The sequence below is a fragment of the Arthrobacter sp. BF1 genome, from assembly GCF_056680215.1.
The window spans coordinates 383,713-409,446 of the sequence record NZ_CM155271.1 but is presented as its reverse complement, the minus strand read 5'-3'; the positions used below and the strand labels follow the sequence as shown (position 1 = coordinate 409,446).

The window sequence follows — 25,734 nt, the reverse complement described above, 5'->3', positions numbered from 1 at the left end:
GCCTTACATCCTGCGAGGTTCTGCGAATGGGTTTGTCCGGGTCCGGCCTGAAGGCCATAGTGCTGTGTACCGCCGTCGTACTTTCCGGAACACTCGCCTTCCCGGCCCAGGCATCGCCCCCATCTCTGGCGCCTGCCATCCAGAGTCCGGCCTCACCAGACATTCCCTCTGCCGAGGACATCGCCGCAGCGAAGTCCAATGAAAGCGCGACGGCGGACCAGGTCACCACCATCGAACGCCTCCTGGCGGACGCTGCCGGCGCCCAGCAGGTCACCTTTGCCCTGACGATGCAGGCAAACAACTCTTACAGCGAGGCGCTGGTGGAACTCCAGGACCGCCGCAGCGCGGCGGACGTAGCCACCGCCCGGGCTGAGGTGGCCGTGCAGGCCCAGGAGAGGACCCGCAAACAGGTGGGCCAGCTCGCCGGCGACCTCTACCGCAACGGCGGCCTGAACCCGACACTCACCACCTTCGTCAGCGGCAACGGCGAAGCGCTCCAGCAGGCCGCAACGATGCAGGCCATTTCAGCCAGCCGCAGCCGGGCCTTCGAATCCGCTGAAACAGCGGCCGCCGCGGCGCAATCGCTCACCGCCGCAGCCCAGGACGCGAACAGGGCTGCCGACGACGCCGCCAAAACGGCCGAAACCCGGAAGGCCGACGCCGAAGGGGCCAACGCAGTCCAGGTCCAGGCAGTGGCCGAAGCGAGGGCACAACGGACCGTTCTGGTGGACCAGCTGGCGCAGCTGAGGAACACCACGGTCGCGCTGGAATCCGCCCGCGTGGACGAACTCGACCGGCAACGCGAAGAGGCCAGGCTCGCTGCCATCACGGCGGCTGCGGCACAGGCTGCACCGGGCCAGTCCGTCGGCGCTCCCGCCGCGCCGGGCGGCACCTCGCAGGGAGGGGCTGCACCCCAGGCCCCGGCCGCCCCCGCGCCGAATCCTGCTCCCGCGCCGGCCCCCGCACCCGGGCCGGCACCTGCACCCGTTCCAGCGCCTGCACCGGTTCCAGCTCCAGCTCCAGCACCAGCTCCTGCACCCGCACCCGCACCGAACCAGACACCCACGCCCGCGCCATCACCCGGCGGCTCGGTCGAGACTGCCATCTCAGTGGCGCTGTCAAAGGCAGGATCGCCCTATTTCTACCAGTACGGCGGCACCGGCCCGACTGGTTTTGACTGCTCGGGTCTGGTCCAGACTGCGTTCGCTGCGGCCGGCAAATACCTGCCCCGCACAGCCGCCCAGCAGTTCGCGGCCGCTCCGGTGCGTGTGCCCATTTCCGAAGCCCGGCGGGGCGACCTGCTGGTGTGGGGTTCGGCCCCGGGTTTTTATCACGTCGCCATCTACCTGGGCAACGGCCAGGTAGTGCAGGCGCTGAACCCGGATGAAGGCATCGGCGTCACCCAGCTGAGCCGGATGGCCGGGATGCAGCTCCACCCCTACGCCGCCCGCTACTGACGGGACCGGTCACCGCTTCCACTAGCAAATCTCAGGAAAGTACGTCCTTGGTGACGAACCGGGCGTAGGCGAGCGCCCCGAACACAGCCACATAGCCGGCCTGCAGCACGGCGTTGTTCGCGAAGGAATCCCACAGCACCGGCTGGCGCAGGACATCCGCGAAACCAAACCAGTAGTGGGTGAACAGCCACGGGTGCAGCCACTCAAGCTGTGGCAGCTGGTCCGCGATCTGGGACGCCACGGAGACCACCACAGTTGCCGCCATCGCCCCGACGGGAACCACCGTCAGGGTGGACAGGAACAGCCCGATCGCCGACAACCCGGCAAGGGATACCGCCAGATACGCCGCGATCAGGACAAGCCGCAGCGCTGCCTCCGGTGGCTGGACCACGTCGCCGGACAGCAGGGTAACCGGCCCGATCGGGAACAATGACGCTCCGATCGCCGCTCCGGCCAGGGCTACCGTTAGGGGAGCAGCAAGGCAAAAAGCCAGCGCGCCGGCGTACTTCACCAGCAGTAGCCGGACGCGGCCGGCAGGAGCTACCAGCAGGTACCGCAGGGTGCCCAGGCTCGCCTCGCCGGCGATGGTGTCGCCCGCCACCACGCCGATCGTGAGGGGCAGGAACAGCGGGACCGCAACGAGCATCGCAGTGACCGCCACAAACAGCCCGTTCTGCGTGATCCGGTCCAGGAAAGCCGGCCCGCGTCCGGGAGGAACCGCAGAGGAGAGCCTGACCGCGACGGCGATCAGCACTGGTATCGCGGCCAAGGCCGCCAGCATGGCCCAGGTCCGGCGACGGCGGAAAAGGGTGGTCAGTTCGGACGCCAGCAGGGACAGACCGGACGCGGCCGCCGGGAGATCTCCTGCGGCCGGTGCACTCGCCGCAACTGCAGCACTTCCACGCCTGCCGCGCCTGTCAGCACTCGCGATTTCACTGGGCAACGTCGAATCCCTCCCCCGTCAAGGCAACAAAACGCTCCTCGAGGCTTTCCCGCTCAACCGAAAAGCCACGGACCCGCACCCCCGCGGCCACCAGCCCGGCAACGATGTCTTCGGGGTGGGGCAAATCCGGCTCTGGGATGAGCTGTTGCGTGGTACCCGCGACAGTCGCCGCCCCTGCGGTGACCACTTCCCCGTCTGTCGCGGCGCTCCCCGCAGCACTGATTCCCGTCGCGGCGTCGCCCCGTTCCGGGTTCAGGCCCAACCGCAGCAAAACCTCACAGGCGGTGCCGGCGTCGGGCGTTAACAGGCGGATCCGCATTTCGCCGCCCCGGCGAAGCTCTTCCAGCGGCCCCTGGGCCACCAGCCGGCCTGCGCTCATGATCGCCGCGTGCGTGCAAATCTGTTCCACCTCGGCCAGCAGGTGGCTGGAGACGAAGACCGTGGCGCCGTCGGCGGCCAAGGAGCGGACCAGGCTGCGCACCTCACGCGTGCCCTGCGGGTCCAGGCCGTTCGTGGGCTCATCGAGCACCAGCAACTCGCGGGGGGACAGCAGCGCGTTGGCGATCCCCAGCCGCTGCTTCATGCCCAGCGAATAGGCGTGCACCCGCTTGCCGGCGGCATGCGAGAGCCCCACCCGCTCAAGCGCCGCCTTCACGCGCGCGGTCCTGGTGCCAGGCGTTGCATGCCGGCTGGCGGCGTCGAACCGGTGCAGGTTGGCGGTGCCGGACAGAAAGGGATAAAAGGCCGGCCCCTCCACCAACGCACCCACGCGCGGCAGCACCTCCTGCAGCCGCTGGGGCATCGGCTGCCCAAGTACGCTGACGGTTCCGGCCGAGACCGCGGCGAGGCCCAGCAGCATGCGGATGGTGGTGGTTTTGCCGGATCCGTTGGGCCCCAGGAACCCGAAGACGGCGCCCTGGGGTACGGCAAGGTCCACATTGTCCACCGCCAGCTGGCGGCCAAACCTTTTGGTGAGGCCCTGCGTTTCGATGGTCAGCCCGGCAGCCATGCTGCCGGCCGCGCTCACGCTGCGCCGGCGGCGGCTTGGAGCCGGTCCGCCGGAACCATCCCCACAAAGATCCTGCCGTCGTCGGTCAGCAGGACGTTGACCAGGGACGTGGACAGGAGCCGTCCGCCGGGTACGACGACGGCTGCCTGGGACAGGAGCGGATCCTTCAGCACTGTTTCGGACAGCTGAGCACCCTGACCGTCAGGTGCCGCCGGGAACCCCACCACCGTTTCCCAGCCCTCGCCGGTCACTGTGGGTTGAGGACCGTCATGGTGCCGCAGCTCAGCCGCATCACCCGGGACAGGGCCCGGGACGTGGTCCGGGGCCTGGTCCGGGGCGTTCATTCCGGGTTTCCCGGGCAGGGCGGGCATGGACGGCACGGGAGGCGCCGGCAATTCTTTGAGCGTGGCTCCCGGCGGGGCGGCGAAGTTGAACGTGCCATCCTCGGGGGCCGTGACGGACAGGCTGGTGAAACCTGCTTCGAAGGCGGGTTGCGCCTGGCCCCGGGCGGACACCGTCACCCTGAGCGGCATCCCGGTCTGGCCGTCGACGGCGATGACCACTTTCGCCAGCAGCGTCCCGTCGGTGCGCGGTGCCAGTTCCAGGCTGTAGGCGGACCGGCCGGCCACCTGTACGTCGGGGCCAACCGTCACCGCTGTGGAGCTGTCAACCTTGGCGAGGAACGTCGCGGCCAAGTCGTCCGGCGTGGGGAAGGCCCGTGTCGACTGGTCCGGAACGGACCCTTCCTGGCCGGACCCGTTCTGGCCGGGCTGGACGCCGGGGCCTTCCGGAACCTGCAGGGGAAGATCGCTCGCGACGGCCGGCAGCGTCAGGTGGGCAGCGGAATTGTCCTTGGAGTTATAGAACCAGACATCGTGGTCCCGCCGGATGACGTCGCGCTCAGCCAGCCGGTCCATCACCTGGACGCGCATCTTGGCGGGCCCGTCCATAAAAATGCGGGCAGTGTGCTCACCGGTCAGGAGTTCGATGATCGATGCCGGACCACCCGCTGAAGCGGGACCTGAGGTGGGGGCGCCGGCCGGCAGGTCCGGCAGGCCGAGCTCGGAGACCTGCTCAAGGGTGCCGGAGAACGTCTTGGTGCTATGTTGCCCCAGCAGGGTGAGGACGTCAGCCGGAGATTTCTGCGGCAACGGATCCCCCGCCCGCGCCGGAATGGATCCCGCCAGCACGCCGGCGGCGATCACAGCGGGTACAGCTGCGGCCGGCACCCAGCGCTTCCATGCGCGGTTCATGCCGGGCCCGTTTCATGGTTGGAGCCCATATGTTCAGGTTACGCCTGGGGGCGGCTGTGCACACCCCCGGCGGGACGGCACCGGAGGACGGCACCGGCGGTTACGACGGCACCACGGTTCCGGCGCCGCCGTCGACCGTTATCTGCTGACCTGTCGCAAGCCGCAGGGTGGCATCAGGGACGCCCACCACCGCAGGGATGCCGTACTCACGTGCCACGACGGCGCCGTGGGAGTTAGGCCCGCCCATCTCCATCACGAGGCCGCCCGCCGTGAGGAACAACGGGGTCCAGCCAGGGTCCGTGGACGGTGCCACCAGGATTTCCCCCGGTTCAAGATGTGCACCCACGGGATCCAGGATGACGCGGGCGGCTGCCGTGACCGTTCCCGCGGACGCCGGGCTGCCGGTCAGCGTTCCCGGCACCCCCGCCTGCCCGGAGGTGCCGGCCTGCGGCAGCGCCTCAGGTTCGGTGCCGTCCGAAAGCAGCACCCGGGGCACGTGCCGCCGGGCCAGCTCCAGGGCATAGGCCTCACGCCGCCCGGCCACCAGGCCGCGCAGGTCCATATTGCCTGTCCCCGGTTTCCCGCCCGGCCCGCCTTCCGCGACCTTGCGGAGCCCGGCCCTGGCTTCGTCCAGGTTCAGGAAGAAGACGTCGTCCGGCGAATCGAAGGAATCGGCCGCCGTGAGCGCCTGGCCGACCAGTGTCAGTTGTTTCCGTACTTCGGCCAGTGCCACCACCAGTTGGAACTTGGGCAGTTCACGCAGCCCGGCAAACAACCGCGCCCGTCGCAGCGCTGACTTGACCACAACACCCCGCAGCCGCCCGCGGCCGCGCGCCTCCGCCACCAGCCGCCGGATCTGGGCTTCGGCTTCCTCGGCGGCATTGCTGAACTGGACGTCCGGCGGCACAGCGTTGGAATCGAGCCGCAGATAGTTGGCCAGCACGCCAATGATGTGCGTGGGATCGTCGGACCAGCGCGGCATCCCGACGTCGATCTCGGCCACCGCGCGGTGCCCGTACTGATCCATGAACCGCGCCAGCCCGGCCTGAAGCACGGCGGGCAACTGGCCTGCCTTGAAATCCTCGGCCAGCCCGGCGGCCTTCCGGTCCGTCAGGGCGGTGCGGGATCCGCCGTCGTTCCTAATCACCTGGGCGAGGCGCCATAGTTCCAGGTCCATCTCGGTGGTCACATTATTGGGAAGCCCGCGCAGGACAATCTGCAGGTCATCCCACCGGTCGCCGCCCAGCAGCCTTCCTGCCAGTCCCAGCGCGGCGAAGCCCAGTGCCGGCAGGGGCAGGATGGACGGCACTACCGAAAAGAGGCGGGTGTCCAGCAGATGCTCAGCGTGGTCGAGCCGCTGCAGCGCAGTGGCACCGGCGGGCGCCTGAAGCGAGTCGCTGAACTCGCGCGCCTGCCGGTTGGCCCGCCGGAGCGCGGCGGCGGGCCGGAAGACTGCCCTGAGCAGCGTTTCCGGCACCCGGGCGCGCGCCGCGACGGGCACCACGTGGCGCAGGAGACCCAGCGGAGTCCGCCGGGTCACGGAAAACCGCGGGTCCTCGAAGACTTTCCGCAGCACGGTGGCCGAGCGCGCTTCCATCACGTCAAAGACGCTGGGAACGATTCGCCGGCCGGTGGTGCTGCGGACAACAGCAGTCAGGTCGAAGTAGATGCGCTGGCCCGCTTCGGCGTAGGGCGGCGGGCCGTCGTGGGGCCGGGGCACGTCAAAATGCGCGGCCCTGGCCACGGACGAGGCGATGAGCCGGAAAGCAGCCAGGCCCATCGGCGTGATGGGGCGGGTCAGGCCCTGGGCGAGGCTGAAGCAGAGGTACACGCGGGCGCCGGCCGTCCCCGGTCCCTTTGCCGTCGCAGCCCTCTCCGCTGCCCGCCGGGGAACCGGGAACAGGGTGGTGATGGGCCGCGCCTGCGTCAGCCACAGGCGCCCGCCGCCGTCGATGGCCCATTCGATGTCCTGCGGTGCACCGAAGTGCTGCTCCACGCGGGTACCAAGGGCGGCAAGTTCCGCTGCCTGCCGGTCCGTGAGGCACGCCGCGGCGCCGCCGTTACTGACTGCCACTGTGCGGGTACCGCCGCCGGAGAGCGGCCGGACCGCGATGCGTTTGTCCCCGAGACGCCGTTCCAGCACCCGCCCCGCCACCGGATCAACCACAAAATGATCCGGGTTAACGGCTCCGGATACCACAGCCTCCCCCAGGCCGGGACTCGCATCGATAACGGCCTCACTCCGGCGGCCGGTCACCGGATTCGCTGTGAACAGCACACCGGCGGCAGTTGCGTCCACCATGCGCTGGACCACCACGGCGAGGGCTACTGCAGCGGGATCGATCCCCCGGGTGGCCCGGTAGCTGACCGCGCGGTCAGTCCACAGCGAAGCCCAGCAGTCGCGCACCGCCTCCACAACGGCGGCAGCACCAACGACGTTCAGGTAAGTGTCCTGCTGCCCGGCGAAGCTCGCGGATGGAAGATCTTCGGCAGTGGCCGAGGACCGCACTGCCACCGGCACGTCGTTCCCGAGCGCCGCGTATGCGGCCTCGATGGCGGCTGCCATGTCCGGTGGAACCGGAGCTGCCCCGATGACATCCCGCGCCTGGCCGGCCAGCGCGGCCAAGGCGGGGAGGTCGCCGTCGGCGGTGGTTTTAAGGGCTTGGTGGACCGCGGCGAGCTGGCCGGCCATTCCCCCGGCGTGGCCGGCAGTTGCTTGGCGGTAGGCCGCTGTGGTGAGGCAGAAACCGTCCGGCACTGGCAGCCCGGCGGTCAACAGCTCCCCCAGGTTGGCGGCTTTGCCCCCGACCACGGGCACCATCGCAGCCGTGACAGCATTCAGCCCGAGGATGGGGGCGTCGCCGGCCACTTTTCCGCGTCCTTCTGCGAAGGCCGGTGGTCAGGCTGCGCCGGGGACCGGGCCGAATTTCGCCCTGTCAGCCAACCGGGGATCATCGCGGTCCGGCACCACCATGACGGGTCCCTTGGTGTGGTGCAGGACCCCGTCCGACGTGGAACCCAGCAGCATGCCGGTGAAACCACCCCGGCCGCGCGTGCCCACCACCACGAGTTCAGCATGCCTGCTGGCATCCACCAGGACATCAACGGCCGAGCCGTCCTTAACGTCGGACTCCACGGCAAGGTTCGGGAAGTGGCTCTTCAGCCACGCTTTCCCGGCCTCGAGCTGTTCACGGATGTCGTCAAACATGGCCTGCCGGTCGATCGGAGCCGGCACCCATGCAAGGGATCCGCTGAACTGCGGCACGGCACAGATGACGCGCAGGGTGGCCCCGAGCCGTTCAGCCTGGTCTGCGGCTTCCAGCACAGCCACCCGGGCCTGTTCGGACCCGTCCACGCCCACCACTACTACGTTCTCAACCCGCTTGTGGCCCTCCTTGGCCTGCTCGGCCCGGATGCGCTTATCGTCGGTGGTTTCGCCCAGCCGGTCTGAACAGACCAGGGGCACGGTGACCGTGGGGCACTTGGCGTGGGCGGGGAGGGCGCTGCTCACCGAGCCCAGCAGCCGGCCCACAAATCCGCCGCGGCCGCGTGTGCCGAACACCAGCAGTTCCGCCGTTTCCGACATCTCCAGCAGCACCCCCGACGCGTCGCCGTTCTCCACGGAGGCATCGACGTCGATGTTGTAGCCGGCAACCTTGGCCAGCGCCTGCTGGATGATGGCTTCCGCGCCCTCGCGGATCACCGAATCATCCACCGTGGCGTAGCCGCCGTCCAGCCCGGAGGCAGCGAAAATGGGCACTGAGTACGCGGTGACAATGTGCAGGGGCCGACGGCGGCGTTCGGCTTCCCGGGCTGCCCATACCAGGGCGCACTGGCCGTGGTCGGAGCCGTCTACGCCAACAACGATTCCCTCGGGAGCGGCGGAACTGGCCGCATTGTTCCGTTCCGGGTCCGGTTGCATCTCATGTGCGCCCATCGGGCCGCCTCCTCGCGGTACTGCCTTATATTCCGGCTGGTGTTCCGGCCATTCTGCCAGAAGCGGAGCACTCCTTCAGCACCGGCCGCCGGGACGTTGCCGCTGGTCAGGAACACACTGCCTCCGTTTATCACTATTCTCGGTCCATGGACACTTAGCAAGGGCGCCGGGGCCACTCGGGGACGGTTATCCACAGCCGATGGCAACCGGTTCGGCAACCGTATCCATCGTTAAGAAGAATGTTTCCAAATGGGCTATCCACGGACACCAATCTTCTGTAGTCTTCGAGGCACTGCCGGTCCGTTGATGCCCTCCGCAAGGATGCATCACGGGCCGCTGTTGCGGCCGGACTTTGGGGGTTACGGCACCGTGCGGGCAAGGGTGCCCGCATCAACCGAAGCCTTCAAGGAGGAGAACTGTAGTGTCAACCATGCCTGTGAGTGGCGGGACCGAGCGAACCACCACGGTGATCATTGGCACAGGGCTTTCCGGGCTCGCCGTCGGCGCAGAACTGCGGCGGCGCGGCGTGGACGCCATCGTGGTGGACGGACTGGACATCCTCGGCGCCGGGCAACCGGCCAACACCACTTCACTGCAGCGCTGCGACGCAGCGGACTCCGATTCACTCCGGGAACGCAACGAGATCCTCCGGCACCTGCGCAACTATGCCGCCAGCCATCATATGGACGTCCGCAACACCACGCGGGCCATTCAGCTGACCATGGTGGGCGGTGCGGCCGGCACCACCCGCGCGGCAGGCGCGTCCGCTGCGGAGCCGCCGGCCAGCCAGTGGGAGGTCCACACCCCCAACGGCATCCTGTTGGCGGACCACATCGTGCTGACACGCTGTGCACACAGCCAGCTGCGCCGCATGCTCAGCGACTTCGGCATCGCGGTTGGCCGCAACCTGGTGGCAGCCATGCGGACCATTGGCATCTACCTTGTAGGCGTGGGCGATCTGATTACGCCCTCCCCGAAGGAAGTGCTGCGACAGGCAAAAACCGTGGGCCAGGCCATCTCATCCAAGGTTTACCCGGAGGCCGGCCCGGACATCCTGGCGGGAAGTTTCGCCGTTTAGGGTTCTTCGGCGTCCTCGTCGTCGCTTCCGGCGGTAAGCCGGCGCTTGGCCAGGATGCCGATCGTCACGAGCAGCCCCAGTGCCACGGCGGCGAAGATTACGAGGCTCCACGGAAACGGTTCTGACGAATCAACGGCCGGTTCCGGCGCCGCTGTAATTCCCGGCTGGGCGGTGCCCATCCCTGGAACGCCCGCAGACGCCGCCGGGCCCGCACCCGCACCGGCCGTTGAAACGGGCGACGGCGATGCCTCCGCAGCGGCGGCCGTCGCCGTGAAGCCGAACGTCCCCTCAATGGGGTGGGAATCCGAACTCACCACCCGCCAGGCCACGGTGTAGGCCCCCGCCGGCGCGCCGGCCTTCAGCTTCTGTGACGCCACGTTGTCGACAATCTCGACCGCCCCGTCAGCCCACTCCGCGCCAGCGGAGTCCTTCACCGAAAACTGTGCGCCGATCCCCAGCGGGTTTTTGTTGAACGTGACGGAGACCTTCTCAGGCGGTGCTTCCAGGGTGGCGCCCTGTTCGGGGCTGCTGGACTCGGCGGCGTCGTGCGCCAAAGCGGGGCCGGAGAACCCCAGCAACGCGGCGGCGAAAACGAAGGTCCCGAGCAAGGCGCTCAGCAACTGGCGGCGGATGGATCGCATGGGTGGACTGCTCCCTTGGAAGATGGCTTCCTTCAAGCCTAGCCCGCGTGAGCGTCCCCCTGTCCTCCGACGTAGATGGCGAGGTGCTTGCCGGTGAGCGTGGACTTCGCGGCCACCAGCTCGGCGGGAGTGCCCTCGAAAACCACCTTGCCGCCGTCGTGCCCTGCGCCTGGACCCAGGTCGATGATCCAGTCAGCGTGCGCCATAACGGCCTGGTGGTGCTCAATGACGAGTACCGATTTGCCGGAGTCCACCAGACGGTCCAGGAGGCCCAGCAGGTTGGCGACGTCTGCCAGGTGCAGGCCTGTGGTCGGCTCGTCCAGGACGTAGACGTCGCCCTTCTCCGCCATCTGGGTGGCCAGCTTCACGCGCTGCCGCTCACCGCCGGAGAGCGTGGTGAGCGGCTGGCCGAGCGTGAGGTACCCGAGTCCCACGTCAACGAGCCGGCCCAGGATCTTGTGGGCGGCCGGGGTCCGGGCCTCCCCTTCGCTGAAGAACGCCTCAGCCTCCGTCATGGACAGGGACAGCACCTCGGCGATGTTGCGCCCGCCCAGCTTGTATTCCAGGACCGAGGCCTGGAAGCGGCGGCCCTCGCAGTCCTCGCACGTGGACTCGACAGTGGCCATCACGCCCAGTTCGGTGAAGATGACCCCCGCGCCGTTGCAGGTGGGGCAGGCGCCTTCGGAGTTGGAACTGAACAGGGCCGGCTTCACGCCGTTGGCCTTGGCGAACGCCTTGCGGATCGGCTCAAGCAGGCCCGTGTACGTTGCCGGGTTGCTGCGGCGCGAACCCTTGATGGCACCCTGATCGATCACCACCACACCTTCGCGGCCGGTCACCGAACCCTGGATCAGCGAACTCTTGCCCGAACCTGCCACGCCTGTCACGACGCAGAGCACGCCGAGCGGGACGTCGACGTCGACGTCCTGGAGGTTGTGGGTGGAGGCTCCCCGCACTTCGAGCGCACCCGAGGGCTGACGCACTGACTGCTTGACCGCGGCGCGGTCATCCAGGTGGCGTCCGGTGATGGTGTCGGTGGCCCGCAGGCCCTCCACGCTGCCCTCGAAGCAGACGCTGCCGCCCTCGGTGCCGGCGCCCGGGCCAAGGTCAACTACGTGATCCGCGATGGCGATGGTCTCGGGCTTGTGCTCAACAACCAGTACGGTGTTGCCCTTGTCGCGCAGCTGCAGCAGCAACTGGTTCATCCGCTCGATGTCATGCGGGTGGAGCCCGATGGTGGGCTCGTCGAAGACATAGGTGACGTCCGTGAGGGACGAACCCAGGTGCCTGATCATCTTGGTGCGCTGGGCCTCGCCGCCGGAAAGCGTGCCGGCGGGCCGGTCCAGGGAAAGGTAGCCCAGCCCGATCTCGGCGAACGAGTCGAGCAGGTGCTGCAGGCCTGTCAGGAGCGGCGCCACCGCCGGCTCCTTCAGGTCCCGGACCCAGCCCGCGAGGTCGGTAATCTGCATCTTGCAGAGGTCGGCGATGTTCTTGCCCAGGATCTTCGAGGACCTGGCCTCCGCACTGAGCCGCGTGCCCTCGCACTCGGGGCAGGCCTGGAAGGTGATGGCACGCTCCACGAAAGCCCTGATGTGGGGCTGCATGGCGTCAACGTCCTTGGAAAGCATGGACTTCTGGATCTTCGGGATAAGGCCCTCGTAGGTGAGGTTGATGCCCTCCACCTTGATCTTGGTGGGCTCCTTGTACAGGAGGTCGTGCATTTCTTTTTTGGTGTATTTCGCGATGGGCTTGTCCATGATGAAGCCGGCGCCGCTGAAGATGCGTCCATACCAGCCGTCCATGCTGTAGCCCGGGACGGTCAGGGCGCCCTCGGCGAGGGACTTCGTCTCGTCGTACAGCGCGGTGAGGTCGAAGTCGGAGACGGAACCCATGCCCTCGCAGCGAGGGCACATGCCGCCGAGGTAGACGGCGTTCTGCACCACGCTCTTTTCCACCCGGCCGCCGCTCTTCTCAGTGCTCATCACGCCGCTGGCTTTGCGCGTGGGGACGTTGAAGGAGAATGCCGTGGGCGGGCCCACCTTCGGGGTTCCCAGCCGGCTGAAGAGGATCCGGAGCATGGCATTCGCGTCCGTGGCGGTACCAACCGTGGAACGGGGGTTCGCACCCATGCGCTCCTGGTCAACGATGATCGCCGTGGTCAGGCCCTCAAGGCGGTCCACATCGGGCCGGGCGAGATTGGGCATGAACCCCTGCACAAAGGCACTGTATGTCTCGTTGATCATCCGCTGCGACTCGGCCGCGATGGTGGCAAACACGAGGGAACTCTTGCCCGAGCCGGACACACCGGTGAACACGGTGAGCCGCCGCTTGGGGATCTCAATGCTGATGTCCTTGAGGTTGTTCTCCCGGGCGCCCTGCACGCTGATCAGGTCATGGCTGTCGGCCACGTGCGCCGCGGGGAGCTGCTCGTCGGTGGTGGTGGCAGTGGTCATCGTGTCTCCATCGTTTGCACGCGCGTTGTGAAGTTCCTGACAGTCATTCTAGGCTCGGCCCGTCAGTGCGTGACTGCGCGTAGAGTCAGGGATGTGACGGGGCCAACGTTGTCCCGGGCGCCCGCCCGCCGCCCCTTAGGATTCAAGTACCCCACAACACTTTCCCCGGAGGACTAATGCTTAAGCAAGGCTCTGCCCTGGACCGGTACTTCATGATTTCCGCGCGAGGGTCCAACCTCTCCCGCGAGATCCGCGGCGGCTTTGCGACGTTCTTCGCCATGAGCTACATCGTGGTGCTGAACCCGCTGATCCTCTCCGGCCCCGATTCGAGCGGCAACACCCTTGGCTTCGCCGCCGTGGCTGCCGTGACGGCCTTTGTTGCCGGCATCCTCACCATCCTGATGGGCGCCTGGGGCAGGCACCCGTTCGCGCTGGCCACGGGCCTGGGCGTCAACGCGTTTGTGGCCGTCACGGTAGCCACCAACCCTGGCCTGACCTGGCCGGACATGATGGGCCTGGTGGTCCTTTCCGGCGTCACCATGCTGATCCTGGTCCTCACCGGCTTCCGGACCGCCGTCTTCAGAGCCGTTCCCGACGGGCTGAAGACCGCCATTGTGGTGGGCATCGGCTTGTTCATCGCCCTGATCGGGCTGGTCAACGCCGGCTTTGTGCGCCGTGTCCCGGACGTGGCCGGCACGACAGTCCCGGTGGGCCTGGGCTTCGACGGCAAGCTGCTGGGCTGGCCCACCGCCGTCTTCGTCTTCGGCCTGATCCTCACCATCGCCCTGGTGGTCCGCAAGGTCAAGGGCGCCATCCTGATCGGCATCATCACCTCCACTGTCCTTTCCGTGATCCTGGAACTGACCCTCCATATCGGCCCCAGCTTCGACGGCAAGAACCACAATCCGCAGGGCTGGTCCCTGGTGGCGCCGTCCTTCTCCGGCTGGGCCGCCCCCGACCTGTCCCTGATCGGCAAGGCGAACCCGTTCGGCGCGTTTGGGCACCTCGGTGTTGTGGCCGCAACACTGCTGGCCTTCGTGATCCTGCTCAGCATCTTCTTCGACGCCATGGGCACCATGGTGGGCCTGGCCACCGAGGCCGGCACCATCGACAAGGACGGCAACATCCCGGACGTTGACCGTGTGCTTCAGGTTGACGCACTGGGCGCCATCATCGGCGGCGGCGCGTCCGTCTCCTCCAACCAGATCTACGTTGAAGCCGGCGCCGGCATCGGCGAGGGCGCCCGAACGGGTGTAGCTTCCATCGTCACCGGCCTGCTGTTCCTGGTGGCCATGTTCGTCACCCCCCTGATCAACCTGGTCCCGTTCGAGGCCGTGGCTCCCGCCCTCGTGGTGGTCGGGTTCATGATGGTCTCGCAGGTGGGCAAGATCGACTGGCAGGACTGGGGCATCGCCATCCCGGCCTTCCTGACCTTCACCCTCATGCCGTTCACCTACTCGATCGCCAACGGCCTGGGTGCCGGTTTCATTGCGTTCGTCATCATCCGTACCGTCCAGGGCAGGGTCAAGGAAATCCACCCCTTGATGTGGGCCGTGGCCGCCGCCTTCCTGCTGTTCTTCGCCGTGGGACCCATCGAGGCCGCGCTGGGCATGAAGTAGTTTTCCGGGATTCCGGACAGCACAACGACGGCGCTGCTGGCTTTCGCGGCCGGGCTGCGGTGAGCTAGGGGAATGGTTTCTTCCGCGCCCTCCGTTGACGTTCCGCCGCAGCCCTGGACCGGGAGGTTCGACGGCGACGGCATCGAGCACCGCCGCTGGTGGCAGGCGGTTTCACCGTATGTGCCCGGAGATGTTCCCGGCGCCGAGCTGCCCGCCGGCTCCGTCCCCCCGCCCGCCGTGATCCTCGGGTTCGCCAGCGATGAAGGCGTCCGCCGCAACAAGGGCCGGACCGGAGCCGCCGCAGCCCCCGCAGCCATCCGGGCCGCGCTGGGTCCGCTGGCGTTCCACCTTGACCGCAGTGTGTCCGACGCCGGCGACGTCGTGGTCGCGGACGGCGCCCTGGAGGCTGGCCAGGCCCGCGCCGGGGAGGCTGTTGCGTCCCTGCTCGACGCCGGCAGGCTCACCATGGTGCTGGGCGGCGGGCACGAGACGGCCTACGCCAGCTATCTGGGGGTGGCAGCGTCCGAGGCAGTCCGCAGCGGCCGGCGGCTGGGGATCCTGAACCTGGACGCCCACTTCGACCTCCGCGCTGAACCCCTTCCCAGTTCCGGAACGCCGTTCCTCCAGATTGCCCACGCGGAAGCCGCCGCGGGGCGCGAATTCAGGTACGCCGTCGTCGGAATCTCTGAGCCGAACAACACCCGGGCGCTCTTTGCCACGGCAGACCAGCTGGGCGTGCAGTACTTGCCCGATGAGGACTGCACGCCCGCACGGGCACACGATTTCGTTGCGCAGTTCCTGGACAGCGTGGACGTGCTGTACCTGACCATCGACTTGGACGTCCTGCCGGCGTCCGTTGCCCCCGGCGTGAGCGCGCCGGCCGCCTATGGCGTTCCGCTGCCCGTGATCAGCGCCGTCTGCCGCCAGGTGGCCGCAAGCGGCAAGCTCCTGCACGTGGACGTGGCAGAACTGAACCCCGCGTTCGACATCGACGGCCGCACCGCCAAGGTTGCGGCCCGGCTGGTGAACACGCTGCTTCGCTAGGCACCCGCCAGGGCCCGTTTGGCTAAGCCTTCAGCAGGTAGCGCCGCTCGGGCCGGCCCACGCCGTACTTGAGCCGGACGTCCAGCACCCCTTCGTCGTTCAGGTACTCAAGGTACCGGCGGGCGCTGACCCGGGACGTGCCCAGCTGGACAGCAACTTCGTTGGCGGACAGGTCGCCGTCGGCCTCTTTCAGCGCGGCTTCCACAAGCTTCAGCGTCTCGATGCTGCAGCCCTTGGGCAGCGGCCGCCCGTCCTTGCCTGCAGCGCCGTCCAGCCCGAACACCCGGTTCACGTCCGACTGCTCCGCCACGTCCTTTGACGAGTCCAGGCCCTGGTAGGCGCTGCGGTAGTGCTCCAGCCGTTCCTGCAGGTCAGTCTGCGAGAAGGGCTTGATGAGGTAGTGCACAATCCCGCCGCGGAGGGCCTTGCGCACCGTGTCCACCTCGCGGGCGGCGCTGATCACGAGCACGTCCAGTTCCGGGGCCACTTCGCGCAGCCGGTGCATCAGGTCAAGGCCGTTGGCGTCCGGGAGATGGATGTCTAGCAGGACCAGGTCCGGCTGCAGCCGCGCGGTTTCGGTCACGGCCTGGGCTCCCGTATGGGCCGCGCCCACCACGGTGAACCCGGGCGTGCGCTGGATGAACCCCGCGTGGACCTTAGCCACCATGAAGTCGTCGTCAACAATCAGGACTTTGATCATGGTTCGGTTTTCTTTCTCTTCAGGACAGCCGTGAAGACCGCCCCCTTGTCATTGGCCACCGCCAGGTCGCCGCCGCTGCGCCTGCAGACCACCCGGGAAAGTGCCAGGCCGAAGCCCCTGCTGCCCGCGGGACCGGGTTCCTTGGTGGTAAAACCCTGCCGGAAGATCTCCGCTGTGTTCCCGGCAACGCCCGGACCGCTATCCCGGACGGTGACCGTAACACCGTCGGCCGTGTCCTCCACCAGCACGCGCACCGCCGGTTCCGGAAGCCCGGCGACGGCGTCGAACGCGTTGTCCACGAGGTTTCCGACGACGGTGGTCAGGTCGCGGGACAGCTCATCGTCGACGCGCTCCAGCCCGGACTCGGGGTCCAGTTGCAGCGTCACGCCGCGTTCGGTGGCGAGGCTGGACTTGGCAATCAGCAGGGCGGCGAGCGCCGGATCCTGGATGCGGCTCGTGACCTCGTCGTTCAGCCGGGTCCTGTCCAGGGTGACGCCGTTGACGAACTGGACCACGGAATCGTACTCGCCAATCTGGATGAGGCCGGAGATCACGTGCAGCTGGTTGGCGAATTCATGTGCTTGGGCGCGGAGGGTGTCGGTGGCCGTCCGGGTAGTGCCAAGCTCGCGCTCAAGGGCGGAGAGCTCCGTGCGGTCACGCAGCGTGGTGACCGAGCCGATATCCCGGCCACGGGACCGGATGGGGACGCGGTTCAGCACCACCAGACGGTCACCCACCAGCACCAGCCGGTCCGGCCCCGGCTGCTCGCGGGTCAGGACGTCCTCCAGGGCAGGCTCCACGGACAGGCTATGCAGCCTTTTCCCCACACAGTCAGCGGGGAGCCCGAGTAACGCGCGGGCACTGTCATTGACCACGGTGATGCGCTCGTGCGGGTCGAGGGCCACCACGCCTTCCTTCAGGCCATGCAGCATCGCCTCCCGATTCTCCACCAGGCCGGTAATCTCACTGGGTTCCATGCCAAGCGTCTGCCGCTTCACCCGGCGGGCCAGCAGCAGTGATCCGGCAATCCCCAGCACGCTCGCCACCCCCAGATAGGTGAGGAGGTTCGGCACGGCATCCCCCAGCCGTTCAAGCGTCGAGGGGTAGTTCCGGCTGATGGACGCGATGCCGATCATCTTCCCGTTGTCGTCCAGGACCGGCACATGTGCGGACAGGGACTGTGACCCCGCCCCGCCCACCGGGCCGGTCCAGGCACGGCCTTCCATGACCCTGCTGGCGCCGAGATCCAACGGGTGGGCCAGCAGATTCGGATCGGACGAAGCCACCACCGTGCGGTCGATCTGGGCGATCGCAACCTGCGAGGACCCCGAAACGGTGCGGACCGACTCCGCCACTGCCGCCAGGCTTGCGCTGCCCCGCGGTTCCGCCGACGGAAGCAGGGCGCGGACGGCCGGGTTATTACCCAGGGCCTCGGCGGCGGAAAGCGCCCGCCGTCCCTCGATCCGCTCAAACGTTGCAGCGGACTGCGCCAGCGATATCGCCACCACTGCCACCAGGACGGCCAGGACGATCAGCAACTGGAGCAGCAGGTACTGCCCTGCAAGGGACATTCCTCTTCGTCGAGTCACTGTAGGGTCTTTCTTCTGGCGAGGTGCGCTCCGGTTTAATCACGGCGCGGGCGGGGTACCGGAACTATACCCCCACCGTACCGGCACTCCGGCCTCAGTCCACGCCACGGGAGCGCCGGAAACGTCCACGTGAGAGGGCCGAAACGTGAACGCAATGAACTTAACTTTCTCTGCGTACACAAGAGTGATGCCGGTCACCCCTGCGCCTAGCATCGGATCACCAGTCAGTCTCGCTGAACAGTTTTATTGAGAAGAGGAATACCATGCGCCAGATCCGCGCATTGCGAATCGCCGCCGTCGCCGCCGGCATCGCCCTGATGGCCACCGGCTGCGGTGCCACCGGAAAGACCGCCACCGACTCCACGAGCTCCGGCTCCGCTGCCGGCCCGGTGACCGGGCTCCAGATCATGGTCCCCAACACCCCGGGCGGCGGCTACGACACCACCGCCCGGGTTGCCGCGAAGGTGCTCGACGACGAAAAGATCGCCACCAACACCGAAGTCTTCAACCTCGCCGGCGCCGGCGGCACTGTGGGCCTGGCCCGCGTGGTCAACGAAAAGGGCAACGGCGACCTCGCCATGCTCATGGGCCTGGGCGTGGTGGGCGCCAGCTACACCAACAAATCCCAGTCCAAACTGACGGACACCACCCCCCTGGCCAAGCTCATCGAAGAGCCCGGCGCGATCATGGTCAACAAGAACTCACCCTTCAAGACCATCGATGACCTGATCACCGCCTGGAAGGCTGACCCCGGCTCCATCAGCGTTGGCGGCGGCTCCTCCCCCGGCGGCCCCGACCACCTGCTGCCCATGCAGCTCGCCGGTGCCGTCGGAATCGACGCCACCAAGGTGAACTTTGTGTCCTACGACGGCGGCGGAGACCTTCTTCCGGCCATCCTCGGCAACAAGGTGGGCTTCGCAGCATCCGGCGCCGGCGAATACCTCAAGCAGATTGAGTCCGGCGAGGTCCGCGTCCTGGCCACCAGCGGCGAGAAGCGGCTCGACGGCGTGGACGCCCCCACGCTGAAGGAATCCAACATTGACCTGGTGTTCAGCAACTGGCGCGGTCTGGTTGCGCCTCCCGGAATCAGCGACGCCGACAAAGCCAAACTGATCGCCGCCGTGGAGAAGATGCACAGCAGCGCCGCATGGCAGGAAGCCCTTAAGACGCACAGCTGGACCGATGCCTTCATCACCGGCGACAAATTCGAGTCCTTCCTGAAAGAGCAGGACAAGCGGGTGGCCGACGTTCTCACGAAGCTTGGCTTGGCGTGAGTTCCTCCACCTCATTGGCTGCAAAGCTTAAAGGCCGCTCCGAGCTGGGGGTTGCCCTCCTGCTCGGGGCGGCCGGGGCCGTGGTCATCGCGGACGCCGTCCGCATCGTTACCCCGTACTCAAAGTCTGATCCCGTAGGACCCAAGACCCTGCCGTTCATCGTTGGCGGGCTGCTGCTGGTCTGCGCCGTCCTTCTCGCCATCAACGTCCTCCGCGGCGGCAAAGGCGAGGCAGAAGGCGGCGAGGACGTGGACCTGACCCACCCCGCCGACTGGAAAACCGTCCTGCCACTGGCCGGAGCCTTCATCGCCAACATCCTGCTGATCGACTGGGCAGGCTGGGTGATCTCGGGAACCGTCCTGTTCTGGGGCAGCGTCTGGGCTCTCGGCGGCCGGAACTACATCCGCGACGGCCTTATCTCAGTGGCCATGTCCCTCCTGACTTTTTACGGCTTCTACCTCGGCCTTGGCATAGCGCTGCCCGCCGGACTCCTGGAAGGGATTCTCTGATGGATGTCTTCTCCTCCCTCATGGACGGCTTTGCCACCGCCCTTACCCCCATGAATTTCCTCTACGCCGTCATCGGCGTAGTCCTGGGCACCGCCGTCGGCGTCCTCCCGGGCCTCGGCCCGGCCATGACCGTGGCACTGCTGCTTCCGGTCACCTACGCACTGGAACCCACCAGCGCCTTCATCATGTTCGCCGGCATCTACTACGGCGGCATGTACGGCGGCTCCACCACCTCCATCCTGCTTAATACGCCGGGTGAATCGTCATCGGTGGTCACCGCCATCGAAGGCAACAAGATGGCCAAAGCCGGCAGGGCCGCGCAGGCACTTGCGACGGCGGCCATCGGCTCGTTCGTGGCCGGCACCATCGGCACCACGCTCCTTGCGGTCTGCGCTCCCATCGTGGTGAAGTTCGCCATCAGCCTTGGCGCGCCGAGCTACTTCGCCATCATGATCCTGGCCCTGTTGGCGGTCACCGCCGTACTTGGCTCCTCACGCCTGCGGGGTTTCGCATCCCTGGGGCTTGGGCTCGCCATCGGTCTGGTGGGCCTGGACTCGGTCACGGGCCAGGCCCGGCTCACGTTCGGCGTGCCGCTCCTGGCGGATGGGCTGGACATCGTGGTGGTGGCAGTCGCCATCTTCGCCGTCGGCGAGGCGCTCTGGGTTGCAGCCCACCTGCGCCGGACACCAATGCAGATCATTCCGGTGGGTCAGCCCTGGATGGGCAAGGAAGACTGGAAGCGGTCCTGGAAGCCTTGGCTCCGTGGAACCGCCTTCGGCTTCCCGTTTGGAGCACTTCCGGCCGGCGGTGCGGAAATCCCCACCTTCCTCTCCTACGTCACGGAAAAGCGCCTCAGCAAGCACCCTGAAGAATTCGGCAAAGGCGCCATCGAGGGCGTGGCCGGGCCGGAAGCAGCCAACAACGCTGCGGCCGCCGGAACCCTGACCCCCATGCTGGCCCTGGGCCTGCCCACCAACGCCACAGCCGCAGTGATGCTGGCAGCCTTCACGCAGTACGGCATTCAGCCCGGTCCGCAGCTGTTCGAAAGCCAGGGACCTCTTGTCTGGGCCCTGATCGCGAGCCTCTTCATCGGTAACCTGCTGCTCCTGATCATCAACCTGCCGCTGGCTCCCCTGTGGGCGAAACTCCTGCAGATCCCGCGGCCCTACCTGTACGCCGGCATCCTGTTCTTCGCTACCCTGGGCGCCTACTCAGTGAACCTGCAGGCATTTGATCTGGTGCTCCTGCTGGCGCTCGGTGCGCTTGGGTTCATGATGCGGCGCTTCGGGCTCCCGGTTCTGCCGCTGATCCTGGGCGTCATCCTGGGCCCGCGCCTTGAAAAGCAGCTGCGCCAGACGCTGCAGCTGAGTGCCGGCGACCCTGCCGGACTCTGGAGCGAGCCGATCGCCGTCGTTATTTACATCATCGTGGCGATCATCCTGCTGTGGCCGCTGCTGCTCAAACTGATCCGCCGGAACCGTCCGGCACGCAGCTCACTGCTGCCCGCCAACTCCGGCGGAGCCGACTACAGCGACTGAACGGCCACCGATCCACCCGCCGAACCCTACCTACCCGCATTCAGCAGAACATAAGGAGCAATCATGACGATCGTGGTGGGATACGTCCCTACCCCTGAGGGCGAAGCGGCGCTGACCCAGGCCATCGAGGAGGCCAGGAAATCGAACGCCACGCTTCTGGTCATCAATTCCTCCAAGGGCGATGCCCTGGTGGATAACCGGTACGCGCAGGAAAACGAGATGCAGGGCATCGCGGAACGCCTGGCCTCGCACGGCATCGACCATGTCATCAAGCAGCCCGTCCGCGGCCACGACCCAGCAGCCGAGGTCCTGGACGCGGCCGAGGAGCACAACGCGGAACTGATTGTGATCGGCCTGCGCCGCCGGACGCCCGTGGGCAAACTGATCATGGGGAGCACGTCGCAGCGCATCCTGCTCGAGGCCGATTGTCCCGTCCTCGCCGTGAAGGCGGGCGCGGGCGGCTAAGTCCGGGGCTGAAGGCCAGCGCTCGCCCGCCCGCCCAAGACCGAAGCTTGTTCGCGAATCCGCGCCGTCAGGGCGGGGTTACGCGAACAAGCTTCGGTTTTTTGTTACGCTACCGCTTCAAAGAGCAGTCATCTGACATCTTCGGATCTGTTCGGTATACTTGAAGGTATGACTACAGCCCTATTGGAACGCCCCCTGACCGTCGTTGCGGCCGGCGAGGCCTCAGACACCCGGTCACTCGACCTGCAGTTTGCCACTGCCGAGGAGATGCACGAAGGACTGGACAACGCTGTTGCCACCCTCATCGAAACGGCCAAGGACGCTGCCTGCGGCATCCTTGTGACCCGGCTGCGTCCCGGGCGCTTTACTGTTGCCCTGGACGAGTCCGTCCCCTTCGGCGAGACCTACGAAGCCATCGCGGCCTAATCAACCCACAGCCAACAAAAAAGTCCCCGCCTCCCGGTTCCACCGGGCTGCAGGGACTTTTTTGCGTTCAGGGTCAGCTTCGCCGGACCTGCACGCCATCGGATTTCAGGAAGAGTTGCTCTTCTGCCGGCCCGGCGGGCACGAGCCACAACACATTCCCGCTCTGCGATACTTCTTCAACCTCGCCCGCCGCAATGACATGCGCGTGTTTGATGATTTCAACCCGGTCCCCGGCCTGGAATGTTCCCCAGTCCGAGACGATGGTCGAATGTGCGTTGCGTCTCGAAAGAACAGCCCCACGTGCTTTCATTTGAACTTCTACCCCTTTGTATACGTCCTGCCACAGCCTCGTTGATGTGACTTTTACTACACCTTCAGTTCTACTACATTTCCCGGACCGGAAATGTGCGTGTTGCACCATATTTCAGCTTTGGTCCGAAAAGTGAGCGGAGACCGAAGAATATTCCTCCTTACGCAAGAATCCCGACGGCGGCTTCGGCAGCGGCAATCAGGTCCCCGGAGGCCACCAGACGGTCAGCGGTTTCCAGTTCCGGAGACAGGAACCGGTCCGCGCCTGGGCCCTCGACGTGCTCGCGCAGGACACCGATAACAGCAGTACCCGCCGGGCCGGGGAGCAGTTCTCCGCCAGACAGCTGGATGCGGATATCGATGGCGCGTGCACTGGTGACCAGTTCGATCGCCAGGACACGGCGGAGGTTCTCCACAGCCTTGCGCAGCTTGCGGGCGGCATGCCAGCCCATGGACACGTGGTCTTCCTGCATCGCTGAGCTCGGAATTGAGTCCACCGACGCTGGGACCGCCAGCCGCTTGTTTTCAGAGACCAGCCCCGCCTGCGTGTACTGGGCAATCATCAAACCGGAGTCAACACCCGGGTCTGCAGCCAGGAAGGCAGGCAGTCCGTGCGAGCGGGCCGGGTCCAGCATGCGGTCGGTGCGGCGCTCGGCGATGGAACTCAGGTCCGCCACGGCGATGGCCAGGAAGTCGAGCACATAGGCCACCGGGGCGCCGTGGAAGTTGCCATTGGAGCTGACACGCCCGTCGGGCAGGACCACCGGATTGTCGATGGCGGCAGCAAGTTCGCGGGAAGCCACCAGCCTGGCGTAGTCCACGGTGTCCCGGACGGCGCCGGCAACCTGGGGTGCACAGCGCAGCGAATAGGCGTCCTGGACTTTGGAGTCGCCGACGCGGTGCGACGCCACGATGGGCGAACCGGACAGCACCCGCAGTATGTTGTCCGCGGACGCTGCCTGGCCGGGGTGCGGGCGCAGGGCCGCGTGCAGCTCCGGCAGGAACACCTGATCTGTACCGAGAAGTGCCTCGACGCTCATCGCCGCGGTGATATCCGCCGTCGTCAGCAGTTTGCGGATGTCCGCGATGGCCATCAGGAGCATGCCGAGCATGCCCTCGGTGCCGTTGACCAGCGCCAGCCCTTCCTTTTCGGCAAGCGTCACGGGCTCGATGCCGTGTTCGGCGAGCAGTACGGCGACAGGCTGTTCGCCGCGGCCGCCGTACGTCACGCCGTCGGGCCCTACGGCCTCCCCCTCTCCCATCAGCACGAGGGCGCAGTGTGACAGCGGGGCGAGGTCGCCTGAGCATCCCAGCGAACCGAACTCGCGGACCACAGGCGTGATGCCGGCGTTGAGCACGTCCACCATGGTCTGCAGGACAGCGGGGCGGACGCCCGTGCGGCCGGAGGCGAGCGTCTTGGCGCGCAGGAACATGATGCCGCGCACCACTTCGCGTTCCACGGCGGGGCCCATGCCGGCGGCGTGGCTGCGGATGAGCGACTTCTGCAGCTGGGTGCGCAGTTCGTTCGGGATGTGGCGGTTTGCCAGCGCGCCGAAGCCGGTGGAGATGCCGTAGGCGGGCGTCTCGCTGTGCGCCAGGCTGTCGATGTGGGCGCGGACTTTCGCGACGTTGTCGAGCGCGTCCTGGGCGATGGTCACCGTGGCGTTGTGGCGGGCGACGGCGACGACGTCCGCAGGCGTGACGCCGCTGGAGCCGAGGGTGACGGTGAGCGGTTCGTGGGTAATGGCGGTCATGATTCCTACTTCGTGTTTTCGTTCATCGGGATGCGGACGCCGCGTTCTTTGGCGACCTCGAGGGCGCGTTCGTAGCCTGCGTCCGCGTGGCGGATGACGCCCATGCCGGGGTCGTTGGTGAGGAGGCGTTCGAGCTTCTCCGCAGCCAGGTCGGTGCCGTCCGCGACCGAGACCTGGCCGGCGTGGATGGAGCGGCCGATACCAACGCCGCCGCCGTGGTGCAGTGATACCCAGGTGGCGCCGGAGGCGGTGTTAAGGAGTGCGTTCAGCATGGGCCAGTCGGCGATCGCATCGGAGCCGTCGGCCATGGACTCGGTTTCGCGGTACGGGGAAGCGACCGAACCGGAGTCGAGGTGGTCGCGGCCGATCACGATGGGGGCCTTGACTTTGCCTTCCTTGACGAGCCGGTTGAACAGCAGCCCGGCCTTGGCGCGTTCGCCGTAGCCCAGCCAGCAGATCCGGGCCGGCAGGCCTTCGAATTCGACGCGTTCCTGGGCCGCGTCGATCCAGCGGTGCAGGTGCTTGTTCTCCGGGAACAGTTCCTTGATGGCCTGATCGGTGACGCGGATATCTTCGGGGTCGCCGGAGAGCGCAACCCAGCGGAACGGGCCCAGTCCCTCGCAGAACAGCGGCCGGATGTAGGCGGGAACGAAGCCAGGGAATTCGAAGGCCCGGTTGTAGCCGCCCTTGCGTGCTTCGTCGCGGATGGAGTTGCCGTAGTCGAAGACCTCAGCGCCGGCATCCTGGAATTCCACCATCGCCTGGACGTGCCGTGCCATGGAGGCCTGGGCTTTCTTGGTGAAGCCCTCCGGGTCGGCCTCGGCTTCGCGGTGCCATTCCTCCACCGAGATGCCTTCCGGCAGGTAGCTCAGCGGATCGTGGGCGGAGGTCTGGTCCGTGACGATGTCCACCGTCAGTTCGCCGGCGTTGTGGCGGCGCAGGATCTCCGGGAACACCTCGGCGGCATTGCCCACGTAGCCCACGGACCAGCCGCGCCGCTCCTCCTTGGCCTTGAGCACCTTGGCGATGGCGGCGTCGAGATCGGTTTCCACCTCGTCGAGGTAGCGCTTGCCGGCGCGGCGGCGCAGGTGGCTTTCGTCGACGTCGACAATCAGGCACGCGCCATCGTTCAGGGTGACGGCGAGCGGCTGGGCGCCGCCCATGCCGCCGCAGCCGCCGGTGAGGGTTAGCGTGCCGGCGAGGGTGCCGTTCTCGTCGCCGGTCAGCTTGCGGGCGATCGCGGCGAAGGTTTCAAAGGTGCCCTGCAGGATGCCCTGCGTGCCGATGTAGATCCAGGACCCGGCGGTCATCTGGCCGTACATCATAAGGCCCTCGGCCTCAAGCCGCCGGAACTCGGGCCAGTTCGCCCAGTCGCCCACGAGGTTGGAATTGGCGAGGAGCACGCGCGGGGCCCACTCGTTGGTGCGGAAGACGCCGACTGGCTTGCCGGACTGGACCAGGAGGGTCTCGTCCTTTTCCATGGTTTCCAGGGTGCGGGTGATGGCGTCGAACGCTGCCCAGCTGCGGACGGCCCGGCCAGTGCCGCCGTAGACCACCAGATCATCCGGTCGTTCAGCGACCTCGGGGTCCAGGTTGTTCATGAGCATGCGCAGCGGGGCTTCCGTCTGCCAGCTCTTGGCGGTGAGCTTGGTGCCGCGGGCAGCTTTGACCGGGCGGGCACCGGTGGTGAAATCGGCGGGTGCCATGGGGGCTCCTTCTCGTGTTGGTGCTTTAGG

At 67.1% G+C, this 25,734-nt stretch carries 21 protein-coding genes; 9 read left to right on the top strand and 12 right to left on the bottom strand.

Translation table 11 applies throughout. From position 1 onward, the window contains the following. Positions 1 to 26: 26 nt before the first annotated feature. Complete coding sequence (locus AC1MCD_RS01970; RefSeq protein WP_498675384.1) at positions 27 to 1,457, top strand: C40 family peptidase; 1,431 nt, start codon at positions 27 to 29, stop codon at positions 1,455 to 1,457. A gap of 31 nt (positions 1,458 to 1,488) precedes the next feature. Here AC1MCD_RS01970 and AC1MCD_RS01965 read toward each other — a convergent pair whose 3' ends face one another. The 5 genes from AC1MCD_RS01965 to AC1MCD_RS01945 form a co-directional block, all read right to left on the bottom strand. Continuing rightward, positions 1,489 to 2,295, bottom strand: a complete 807-nt coding sequence (locus AC1MCD_RS01965; RefSeq protein WP_498678477.1) for an ABC transporter permease — start codon at positions 2,293 to 2,295, stop codon at positions 1,489 to 1,491. Between the two features lie 94 nt (positions 2,296 to 2,389). Next, positions 2,390 to 3,409: an ABC transporter ATP-binding protein gene (locus AC1MCD_RS01960; RefSeq protein ID WP_498678476.1), complete on the bottom strand. Its 1,020-nt coding sequence runs from the start codon at positions 3,407 to 3,409 to the stop codon at positions 2,390 to 2,392. A 14-nt stretch (positions 3,410 to 3,423) separates the two neighbouring features. Further along, the gene (locus AC1MCD_RS01955; protein ID WP_498675382.1) at positions 3,424 to 4,662 is read right to left on the bottom strand and encodes a LolA-like protein; all 1,239 of its coding nucleotides are present in this window, start codon (positions 4,660 to 4,662) and stop codon (positions 3,424 to 3,426) included. A gap of 100 nt (positions 4,663 to 4,762) precedes the next feature. Continuing rightward, complete coding sequence (locus AC1MCD_RS01950; protein ID WP_498678475.1) at positions 4,763 to 7,483, bottom strand: PEP/pyruvate-binding domain-containing protein; 2,721 nt, start codon at positions 7,481 to 7,483, stop codon at positions 4,763 to 4,765. 78 nt (positions 7,484 to 7,561) lie between these two features. After that, complete coding sequence (locus AC1MCD_RS01945) at positions 7,562 to 8,599, bottom strand: universal stress protein (protein WP_498675379.1); 1,038 nt, start codon at positions 8,597 to 8,599, stop codon at positions 7,562 to 7,564. A gap of 430 nt (positions 8,600 to 9,029) precedes the next feature. On the opposite strand from AC1MCD_RS01945, the gene AC1MCD_RS01940 reads away from it, so the two are divergent. Further along, positions 9,030 to 9,677 (top strand): FAD-dependent oxidoreductase, encoded by a 648-nt coding sequence (locus AC1MCD_RS01940; protein WP_498678472.1) that lies wholly within the window; start codon positions 9,030 to 9,032, stop codon positions 9,675 to 9,677. On the opposite strand, the gene AC1MCD_RS01935 is transcribed toward AC1MCD_RS01940, so the two are convergent. Then, positions 9,674 to 10,318 (bottom strand): copper resistance CopC family protein, encoded by a 645-nt coding sequence (locus AC1MCD_RS01935; RefSeq protein WP_498675374.1) that lies wholly within the window; start codon positions 10,316 to 10,318, stop codon positions 9,674 to 9,676. The two genes, AC1MCD_RS01940 and AC1MCD_RS01935, sit on opposite strands and share 4 nt — an antisense overlap. 38 nt (positions 10,319 to 10,356) lie before the next feature. Continuing rightward, a complete protein-coding gene (locus AC1MCD_RS01930; protein WP_498675372.1) occupies positions 10,357 to 12,771 on the bottom strand; it encodes an ATP-binding cassette domain-containing protein in 2,415 nt (804 codons plus the stop codon). A 176-nt stretch (positions 12,772 to 12,947) separates the two neighbouring features. On the opposite strand from AC1MCD_RS01930, the gene AC1MCD_RS01925 reads away from it, so the two are divergent. Next, positions 12,948 to 14,390: an NCS2 family permease gene (locus tag AC1MCD_RS01925; protein WP_498675368.1), complete on the top strand. Its 1,443-nt coding sequence runs from the start codon at positions 12,948 to 12,950 to the stop codon at positions 14,388 to 14,390. 72 nt (positions 14,391 to 14,462) lie between these two features. Continuing rightward, the gene (gene hutG, locus AC1MCD_RS01920) at positions 14,463 to 15,434 is read left to right on the top strand and encodes a formimidoylglutamase (protein ID WP_498675366.1); all 972 of its coding nucleotides are present in this window, start codon (positions 14,463 to 14,465) and stop codon (positions 15,432 to 15,434) included. Positions 15,435 to 15,456: 22 nt separating this feature from the next. Here the strand turns inward: hutG and AC1MCD_RS01915 are convergent, their stop codons facing one another. Continuing rightward, positions 15,457 to 16,134, bottom strand: coding sequence for a response regulator (locus AC1MCD_RS01915; RefSeq protein WP_498675364.1), 678 nt, complete (start codon positions 16,132 to 16,134; stop codon positions 15,457 to 15,459). Beyond that, positions 16,131 to 17,705 carry a sensor histidine kinase gene (locus AC1MCD_RS01910; protein ID WP_498675361.1) on the bottom strand — a complete coding sequence of 525 codons (1,575 nt, stop codon included), beginning with the start codon at positions 17,703 to 17,705 and terminating at the stop codon, positions 16,131 to 16,133. The genes AC1MCD_RS01915 and AC1MCD_RS01910 overlap by 4 nt, the downstream gene beginning before the upstream one ends. 281 nt (positions 17,706 to 17,986) lie before the next feature. On the opposite strand from AC1MCD_RS01910, the gene AC1MCD_RS01905 reads away from it, so the two are divergent. The 5 genes from AC1MCD_RS01905 (at position 17,987) to AC1MCD_RS01885 (ending at position 21,935) form a co-directional block, all read left to right on the top strand. After that, a complete protein-coding gene (locus AC1MCD_RS01905; RefSeq protein WP_498675359.1) occupies positions 17,987 to 18,997 on the top strand; it encodes a Bug family tripartite tricarboxylate transporter substrate binding protein in 1,011 nt (336 codons plus the stop codon). Beyond that, positions 18,994 to 19,506 (top strand): tripartite tricarboxylate transporter TctB family protein, encoded by a 513-nt coding sequence (locus AC1MCD_RS01900; protein WP_498675357.1) that lies wholly within the window; start codon positions 18,994 to 18,996, stop codon positions 19,504 to 19,506. Before AC1MCD_RS01905 ends, AC1MCD_RS01900 begins: the two co-directional genes overlap by 4 nt. Continuing rightward, the gene (locus AC1MCD_RS01895) at positions 19,506 to 21,044 is read left to right on the top strand and encodes a tripartite tricarboxylate transporter permease (protein ID WP_498675355.1); all 1,539 of its coding nucleotides are present in this window, start codon (positions 19,506 to 19,508) and stop codon (positions 21,042 to 21,044) included. The genes AC1MCD_RS01900 and AC1MCD_RS01895 overlap by 1 nt, the downstream gene beginning before the upstream one ends. Before the next feature lie 63 nt (positions 21,045 to 21,107). Beyond that, positions 21,108 to 21,509, top strand: coding sequence for a universal stress protein (locus tag AC1MCD_RS01890; RefSeq protein ID WP_498675353.1), 402 nt, complete (start codon positions 21,108 to 21,110; stop codon positions 21,507 to 21,509). A gap of 168 nt (positions 21,510 to 21,677) precedes the next feature. Continuing rightward, complete coding sequence (locus AC1MCD_RS01885) at positions 21,678 to 21,935, top strand: hypothetical protein (RefSeq protein ID WP_498675352.1); 258 nt, start codon at positions 21,678 to 21,680, stop codon at positions 21,933 to 21,935. Between the two features lie 73 nt (positions 21,936 to 22,008). On the opposite strand, the gene AC1MCD_RS01880 is transcribed toward AC1MCD_RS01885, so the two are convergent. From AC1MCD_RS01880 to hutU, 3 genes are all read right to left on the bottom strand, one after another. Next, complete coding sequence (locus AC1MCD_RS01880) at positions 22,009 to 22,245, bottom strand: hypothetical protein (protein WP_498675350.1); 237 nt, start codon at positions 22,243 to 22,245, stop codon at positions 22,009 to 22,011. Positions 22,246 to 22,405: 160 nt separating this feature from the next. Continuing rightward, positions 22,406 to 23,998 (bottom strand): histidine ammonia-lyase, encoded by a 1,593-nt coding sequence (hutH, locus tag AC1MCD_RS01875; protein WP_498675349.1) that lies wholly within the window; start codon positions 23,996 to 23,998, stop codon positions 22,406 to 22,408. Positions 23,999 to 24,003: 5 nt separating this feature from the next. Further along, positions 24,004 to 25,704: a urocanate hydratase gene (hutU, locus tag AC1MCD_RS01870; RefSeq protein ID WP_498675347.1), complete on the bottom strand. Its 1,701-nt coding sequence runs from the start codon at positions 25,702 to 25,704 to the stop codon at positions 24,004 to 24,006. Between the last annotated feature and the right edge of the window lie 30 nt (positions 25,705 to 25,734).

Bases quoted from the DNA above. Each gene is read 5' to 3' on its own strand.
- AC1MCD_RS01970 (WP_498675384.1), top strand. From the start codon at position 27: ATGGGTTTGTCCGGGTCCGGCCTGAAGGCCATAGTGCTGTGTACCGCC.
- AC1MCD_RS01960 (WP_498678476.1), bottom strand. From the start codon at position 3,409: ATGGCTGCCGGGCTGACCATCGAAACGCAGGGCCTCACCAAAAGGTTT.
- AC1MCD_RS01955 (WP_498675382.1), bottom strand. From the start codon at position 4,662: ATGAACCGCGCATGGAAGCGCTGGGTGCCGGCCGCAGCTGTACCCGCT.
- AC1MCD_RS01950 (WP_498678475.1), bottom strand. From the start codon at position 7,483: ATGGTGCCCGTGGTCGGGGGCAAAGCCGCCAACCTGGGGGAGCTGTTG.
- AC1MCD_RS01945 (WP_498675379.1), bottom strand. From the start codon at position 8,599: ATGGGCGCACATGAGATGCAACCGGACCCGGAACGGAACAATGCGGCC.
- AC1MCD_RS01940 (WP_498678472.1), top strand. From the start codon at position 9,030: ATGCCTGTGAGTGGCGGGACCGAGCGAACCACCACGGTGATCATTGGC.
- AC1MCD_RS01935 (WP_498675374.1), bottom strand. From the start codon at position 10,318: ATGCGATCCATCCGCCGCCAGTTGCTGAGCGCCTTGCTCGGGACCTTC.
- AC1MCD_RS01930 (WP_498675372.1), bottom strand. From the start codon at position 12,771: ATGACCACTGCCACCACCACCGACGAGCAGCTCCCCGCGGCGCACGTG.
- AC1MCD_RS01925 (WP_498675368.1), top strand. From the start codon at position 12,948: ATGCTTAAGCAAGGCTCTGCCCTGGACCGGTACTTCATGATTTCCGCG.
- hutG (WP_498675366.1), top strand. From the start codon at position 14,463: ATGGTTTCTTCCGCGCCCTCCGTTGACGTTCCGCCGCAGCCCTGGACC.
- AC1MCD_RS01915 (WP_498675364.1), bottom strand. From the start codon at position 16,134: ATGATCAAAGTCCTGATTGTTGACGACGACTTCATGGTGGCTAAGGTC.
- AC1MCD_RS01910 (WP_498675361.1), bottom strand. From the start codon at position 17,705: ATGTCCCTTGCAGGGCAGTACCTGCTGCTCCAGTTGCTGATCGTCCTG.
- AC1MCD_RS01905 (WP_498675359.1), top strand. From the start codon at position 17,987: ATGCGCCAGATCCGCGCATTGCGAATCGCCGCCGTCGCCGCCGGCATC.
- AC1MCD_RS01895 (WP_498675355.1), top strand. From the start codon at position 19,506: ATGGATGTCTTCTCCTCCCTCATGGACGGCTTTGCCACCGCCCTTACC.
- AC1MCD_RS01890 (WP_498675353.1), top strand. From the start codon at position 21,108: ATGACGATCGTGGTGGGATACGTCCCTACCCCTGAGGGCGAAGCGGCG.
- AC1MCD_RS01885 (WP_498675352.1), top strand. From the start codon at position 21,678: ATGACTACAGCCCTATTGGAACGCCCCCTGACCGTCGTTGCGGCCGGC.
- AC1MCD_RS01880 (WP_498675350.1), bottom strand. From the start codon at position 22,245: ATGAAAGCACGTGGGGCTGTTCTTTCGAGACGCAACGCACATTCGACC.
- hutH (WP_498675349.1), bottom strand. From the start codon at position 23,998: ATGACCGCCATTACCCACGAACCGCTCACCGTCACCCTCGGCTCCAGC.
- hutU (WP_498675347.1), bottom strand. From the start codon at position 25,704: ATGGCACCCGCCGATTTCACCACCGGTGCCCGCCCGGTCAAAGCTGCC.